Annotated in this window: 4 protein-coding genes and 3 pseudogenes; all 7 read left to right on the top strand. The window is 40.9% G+C overall.

The features are described 5' to 3' along the window. Positions 1-309 (top strand): annotated as a pseudogene (locus tag NJ959_RS22140) (FG-GAP repeat domain-containing protein); the annotation flags it as partial. A gap of 385 nt (positions 310-694) precedes the next feature. Next, a pseudogene (locus NJ959_RS22135) lies at positions 695-860 on the top strand (IS701 family transposase); the annotation flags it as partial. 195 nt (positions 861-1,055) lie between these two features. Next, positions 1,056-1,856, top strand: a complete 801-nt coding sequence (locus NJ959_RS22130) for a YqcI/YcgG family protein (protein ID WP_254013908.1) — start codon at positions 1,056-1,058, stop codon at positions 1,854-1,856. A gap of 10 nt (positions 1,857-1,866) precedes the next feature. After that, positions 1,867-2,643, top strand: a complete 777-nt coding sequence (locus NJ959_RS22125; RefSeq protein WP_254013907.1) for a hypothetical protein — start codon at positions 1,867-1,869, stop codon at positions 2,641-2,643. A 152-nt stretch (positions 2,644-2,795) separates the two neighbouring features. Beyond that, the gene (locus NJ959_RS22120) at positions 2,796-3,320 is read left to right on the top strand and encodes a hypothetical protein (RefSeq protein ID WP_254013906.1); all 525 of its coding nucleotides are present in this window, start codon (positions 2,796-2,798) and stop codon (positions 3,318-3,320) included. Between the two features lie 123 nt (positions 3,321-3,443). Continuing rightward, complete coding sequence (locus NJ959_RS22115; RefSeq protein ID WP_254013905.1) at positions 3,444-4,169, top strand: phytanoyl-CoA dioxygenase family protein; 726 nt, start codon at positions 3,444-3,446, stop codon at positions 4,167-4,169. Positions 4,170-4,463: 294 nt separating this feature from the next. Then, a pseudogene (locus tag NJ959_RS22110) lies at positions 4,464-4,682 on the top strand (RRXRR domain-containing protein); the annotation flags it as partial. Positions 4,683-4,734 lie beyond the last annotated feature (52 nt).

Below are 4,734 nucleotides of genomic sequence, written 5' to 3'. Positions count from 1 at the left end.
GTCTCGGTCTTACTGGGAAATGGTAATGGCTCTTTTGGCGCAGGGACTAACTTCCCGGTCGGTACTAATCCCTACTCTGTAGCGATTAGGGATGTGAATGGCGACAGTAAGCTTGACCTGGCTGTTACAAATTATAGTAGCAATAACGTCTCGGTTTTACTGGGAAATGGTAATGGCTCTTTTGGCACAGCCACTAACTTTCCAGTCGGTAGTAATCCCGAATCTGTAGCAATTGCGGATTTTAACGGCGACAGCAAGCTTGACCTGGCTGTTACAAATTCTGGAAACAATAACGTCTCGGTCTTGTTGAATAACTCTTAGGGACTTCCAGAAAATAAAATATAGAACGACCTCCCACATAGTAATGATGATAATAATTAGGGTTTGCTGAATAAGTCTGCGATCGCAAAAAGCAGAATTAAAGAAGGAATCAAGCAGTCAGATAGATAAGTTGATATAACTTAAAAATCTCCAGCCTATTATTTTTGATAATAGGTGACTTCTTTGGGAATATGGTATTATAATTACTCCAGCTATTTTTCCCATAGTACCCTTAAATAAAAGTACTTTGAGGTTTTCGATTACGGCTGCCAATACCGAAGAGGAGATAGACCAAGCAATTAAAGCTATTGAAGCTGTTTGGGATTTGCTACAAAAAAGGAAAGCTTTGCTTTGTAAGTAACTTAGCCAGACAATAAACTTTATTGATGAGACAGGAGATAAAAAGAAAGGCTCGACGACAGATTACGTCAAAAGACAGTATATCGGTAAGAAGCGTGAAAATCGAAAGTGGAATAGTAGCAGTTACAGCCTATGGATTATTGGAAGGAATGACATTCTATCTGATATTTTACGAATACTTGACCGACGCTCTAGGACACGTTATTTTTACCTTAACCCACAATAAAAATAAACTCTCTTATGGAAAAAACAGAAAAACAGAAAATGCTGGCAGGCGAGCTGTATCTTACTTTAGATAACGTAGGCTCAAACCCTGATTCTTACGTTAACTGACAAAAATTTTCGGTCTACTGAATTTCCGATTGATGTAAAAAATGAACTCACTCTTGAACTCAGCTATGGTAATCAAGAATTTATGTCCTGACGGAGTTACACCAATCTGGAACAAAAACCAGATGGAATCCTTTCTTGTAGAGGAGTGTCTTCCTGCCTGGGTACGCACTAGCTACTCAACATTTGTTGAAACAATCAGCGATCCTACCTTCCCTTGCTTCTGGGGAACTATCGGGGAACAGAAGGGAATGATTCGATACCTGATTGCCTCATCTTTAACCGAACCAAGCGTGGTCGAGCATACGCTTGAGGGTGTCTATAACTATATTGATGAAGTTAATGAAAATGAATTGCTTCAGCACGAGGATGCCGATCTTTTAACACTCGTTATCTTTTTCCCACCTGAACCAAAAGTTCTCACAGTAGAGGAATATGCACGTCAGGCATTTGACTTTTTAAATGCGTTGCATAGCCTTGATGCGGTATCTTGTCCCTGCCATTGGTCTGCCGATCCGCAGTCTCCAGAATGGTCTTATTCTCTAGGAGGGTGTGCCTTATTTGTTAGTGTCTCCACTCCAGCAAATCAAAAGCGGCGATCGCGCCACCTCGGATCGGGAATGACTTTTGTCATCACACCTGTTGAAGTTCTCTTGAGAAAACACGGTGGCGAGAATTCGAGCATTTTTCGCCGCGTCCGCGAGTACGACGGCATTCCACCTCACCCTAACTTATTACTTATGCCTGGGAGTAGCAAAGTCGGTAACGAACTGACAGTGCAAGTGCTTCCGGATGATAACGATAGCGACATCTCATTTGACTTTCAGTATAAATTTAAGGATTAGCCAACAACCAATGACCATCCAACTTGTACAACGCAATTTAGAGTATAGCTTTGTAACCCCAAACGAAACTTCTGATTTTGTGGAAAGGACAATAAATGTCTTCGAGCAAGCATACCCAAAATTTTTGATACATGATGTCTGGGCAGATCCATATTCCCTAGCTCTATTTGAAATTTATCCAGAATTCCAGTTTGGCTTAGTAGAAGCTACTACACAGCGTATGATAGCGCAAGGAAACTGTCTTCCTTTAGCATGGGAAGGTCCTTTCGATGAGTTACCGGATGAAGGTTGTGACTGGGCTTTAGCCAAGTGGCTTGAAGACCGAAAACAGAACCGCCAGCTTAATGCGTTATGTGTAGTATCGATTTCAATCCTACCCGAGTATCAGGGCAAAAATTTAAGCCAGTATATGATTGAATACATGAAAGAACTTGCCCAATCCCACGGTTTTAGTTCGCTGATCATGGCTGCACGTCCAAGCCTGAAATATCTTTACCCACTTACACCCATAGAGCGTTATATTACATGGCGGGATAAAAATGGTCTTCTATTTGACCCTTGGTTACGAGTTAATGTCAAACATGGGGCTAAAATTGCAGGCATATGTTTTAAATCCACGACAATTCGCGATACTATTGCTGGTTGGGAAAATAGAGTCGGAATGCGTTTTCCAGAAACTGGTGACTATATTATTTCAAAAGGATTAGTACCTGTCAAAATTGACTATCCCAATAATATGGGAATATACATCGAGCCTAATGTATGGTTATACTACGACATACATTAATATCAACTAAATCCTAGAGATTGCGAGGAAATAAAACAGATGCTTACAGCAAAATAAAAACAAAGTAATGTTTTATACGCCAAGTTTCTGGGACACCGCATCTGCCAATACTTCAACTACCAATTACTACAAGCGAGGAAAAATCAAATATTATGATAAATCTCGAACAATTTCGCCAAGAGATGGAGGATTGGATTATCAATGTTGTCAGCATTCCCAATCCTCTTACAGGAAATTTCCCACCCTGTCCTTACGCCAAGGCAGCTTGGTTGAATAACCGTGTTAGTCTTCGTTGGTTTCATGGACCTGAACTGCCAGAACTTCTAATGGAACAGATAAAAACATGGAATGATGACTTTGAGATGGTGCTTTTTGGCTGCGACCCTCAAAACCTAGATGCACAGACCTTGGAAAAGTACATTACAGAGGCGAATTATATATTACCAGAACACGATTTGGTAGCTTTAGCATCGCCGCATCCAGACAAAGAGTATAACACTAATAACGCTAATAACGTGAATGACGTAATCATAACTCACCCCAAGTACGTCTTAGCATCAGTACAGTCATTCAGCCAGTTACAAGAGGCTAGTGATGAATTATTTAGATTGGGATATTTTCAGTACTGGTCTGAAGAAAAATTAGCTGTAATGAAGGCGGAGCGAGCTTCTCGATAAACTTTCTTCTAGCCAGATAAAGAACACAGAAGCCGCAGGATAATTCCTACTTACCATTGATTATTAACCTGATTATGGCGAGACGATCCACTAAATCATTTGGATTGCGAGGAGAAAAAACAGATGCTTACAGTCGAACAAAAACAAGCTTACGTAAATGATGGTTATTTCACCCTTGAAGAAACTGTACCAAAAGCGTTAATTGAAGAAATACGGCATGAAGTAGAACTTATTACCGAACAAAAACGTGGGGGAGTATTGGCGGGTGACTATGAATGGTGGTCTGATTATACTATCCCAGACCGAATTAGGTATCAAAAGATAATTCAGAGGCTTTTAGAGCTTCCTACTGTGATGGAGCCAGTGCAAGCTCTAATTGGTCCGGATACCTTCCTATTGATCACCGATCTAGCAATAATTCGTGCGGGTACAGGATACATTGCTTGGCATCAAGACCATGGATATTTAGTTGAAGTATTGATCGCACCTGAATCCAAGTCAACAAACGTCTTAAATGACGATGCTTTTCGGTTAGTGCTTCCAGTAGTCCAGCAAACTACGGTATTCATAACGATATATTTACAGGATACGGATAATGCTATGGGGGCAATGCGAGTTATACCAAGTAGCCACCGATGGGAACACTCATTAGATCCGTCTTCTGCTAATTCACTAGATACAGAAATATGTCTGCCACTTCCTGGAGGAGCAGCAATGTTTTATACACCAACTGTATGGCACACCGCAGCTGCCAATACTTCAATTACCGATTACAGGATGCTAACTCTAATTTTTACAAAAAACAACATCAAACCGCTGTTGGTGGATGCTTTGAAAGGGAGAATCTAGCGATCGCAGGCTCAACCATAAACTTAAATAATGTCAAAAATAACAAATTTTCTGACTTACGCCTTGCTGGGTGGTAAAACTAGGAGACAATTGTCACTGACCCAGGGCTAAAGCCGCTGGGCTTGCAATCTTAAAGATTAACCACCTTTCAATGCGAGACTAAAACAGTGTCTAGCTATTAACTGAACTGTCTGAGTGTGGTAGCTCGATAGACGTTAAGAATACCTCCCTAGTTTTTAACCTCTCTGACCGTCAGTGGCGAAGGGATATATACACCTAGTAATAGGATTTATCATGCAATTCGTACCAGTAGTTGACAAAAAAAACTGTCCCCTGATGCCAACTACCCCAATTAGGGCAAAACGTTGGATTAAATCAGGCAAGGCTACACCGTTCTTTAAAAAAGGAGTATTTTGTGTTCGATTAAATCAAGAACTATCCAACAGAAATACTCAACCAATAGCGGTTGGAATTGACCCTGGAAGTAAGCGAGAAGGGTACACAGTGAAGTCACCAAAAAATTGGGTCTGAAGCCCCGTCCTTCTAGGGCGGCTTTTTATTCGCT

Origin of the sequence: Limnofasciculus baicalensis BBK-W-15, from assembly GCF_024178385.1 — a bacterium.
In the GTDB taxonomy this organism is placed as follows: domain Bacteria; phylum Cyanobacteriota; class Cyanobacteriia; order Cyanobacteriales; family Coleofasciculaceae; genus Limnofasciculus; species Limnofasciculus baicalensis.
The sequence above is the reverse complement of the archived record's forward strand: the minus strand, read 5'-3'. Positions and strand labels throughout refer to the sequence as shown.

Coding starts and splice junctions, on each gene's coding strand:
- NJ959_RS22115 (WP_254013905.1), top strand. CDS start 3,444: ATGCTTACAGTCGAACAAAAACAAGCTTACGTAAATGATGGTTATTTC.
- NJ959_RS22120 (WP_254013906.1), top strand. CDS start 2,796: ATGATAAATCTCGAACAATTTCGCCAAGAGATGGAGGATTGGATTATC.
- NJ959_RS22125 (WP_254013907.1), top strand. CDS start 1,867: ATGACCATCCAACTTGTACAACGCAATTTAGAGTATAGCTTTGTAACC.
- NJ959_RS22130 (WP_254013908.1), top strand. CDS start 1,056: ATGAACTCACTCTTGAACTCAGCTATGGTAATCAAGAATTTATGTCCT.